Consider the following 905-nt stretch of genomic DNA (forward strand, 5'->3'; position numbering starts at 1 on the left):
AACCGAACGTCGCCAATACCTGGATCACCATTAAGAGCATGGCTCGCAATTTCCTGACCAGTATCTGGAAGCGAGGTGGTCTGGCTGGCGCTAGTCCGGATGATGCGTTTTCGGTCTTTGTCGGTTTAGGCGAAACCATGACAGAGCAAGATATGTTGGATGGGATGTTGAAAATGACGATTTTAGTTGCCTTGTCACGTCCGGCAGAATTTATCGAAATCACCTTCCGGCAGCAAATGCAAAAATCGTAAGCTACGCGATAACAGCAGACGAATGATAGTGTTATTACTGATGTTTCCAAATAGCGAGAAGTGTCGTGGCCGACGAAGAATCAGCATAATCAGCTACAGTGCCGCCCTCACTGAAATTTTATTTTCAGGTTAGATTGGATTTGACCTGCCCCCTACATGCATGACGGCTCCATCATCAGCTTAAAGGAAGTGCTGGACTTCTATGCAGCAGGTGGCCGCCAGATCACCACTGGTATCTACGCTGGGGACGTCAGAAACAATCCCTACAAAAGCGACTTGATCACGCCATCAATCTGACAGAACAGGAAAAAATTGATCTGATCAATTTTCTGGGGACTTTTGACGGATGAGAAATTCCTGAAGAATCCCAAGTTTTCTAATCCACATTAATCAGGTATGGACTTGCTATGAACACTACATCATGCCGGAAGAAAATTGTCGGTTGCGCACTGATGCTATTTGTTTTGACGTCTGGCAAGGTCAAGTGACCTGCTCCCCCAAATTAGTACGAAACCAATTTAGAGTCCGCGGTTAAAAAACTGTCTGCAAATTGATTCGGCGTCAGATAGCCAATCGAACTGTGCGGTCGTTGCTCATTATAGTCCTGACGCGATTCTTCGATGATGACCCTGGCGTAGTGCATCGATATAAACC

At 46.1% G+C, this 905-nt stretch carries 2 protein-coding genes and 1 pseudogene; 2 read left to right on the plus strand and 1 reads right to left on the minus strand.

Annotated features, from left to right (window positions below; all coding sequences use genetic code 11):
• Both ACO0LB_RS20445 and ACO0LB_RS20450 read left to right on the plus strand, forming a co-directional pair.
• Positions 1-251: pseudogene (locus ACO0LB_RS20445) on the plus strand (phage tail sheath family protein); the annotation flags it as partial.
• A gap of 156 nt (positions 252-407) precedes the next feature.
• Positions 408-548, plus strand: a complete 141-nt coding sequence (locus tag ACO0LB_RS20450; RefSeq protein ID WP_423052522.1) for a hypothetical protein — start codon at positions 408-410, stop codon at positions 546-548.
• 205 nt (positions 549-753) lie between these two features.
• Here ACO0LB_RS20450 and ACO0LB_RS20455 read toward each other — a convergent pair whose 3' ends face one another.
• Positions 754-894 (minus strand): integrase core domain-containing protein, encoded by a 141-nt coding sequence (locus tag ACO0LB_RS20455; RefSeq protein ID WP_423052524.1) that lies wholly within the window; start codon positions 892-894, stop codon positions 754-756.
• Positions 895-905: the final 11 nt, after the last annotated feature.

It is taken from the genome of Undibacterium sp. SXout7W (genome assembly GCF_049339385.1).
Lineage (GTDB): Bacteria > Pseudomonadota > Gammaproteobacteria > Burkholderiales > Burkholderiaceae_D > Undibacterium.

Coding starts and splice junctions, on each gene's coding strand:
- ACO0LB_RS20455 (WP_423052524.1), bottom strand. CDS start 894: ATGCACTACGCCAGGGTCATCATCGAAGAATCGCGTCAGGACTATAAT.
- ACO0LB_RS20450 (WP_423052522.1), top strand. CDS start 408: ATGCATGACGGCTCCATCATCAGCTTAAAGGAAGTGCTGGACTTCTAT.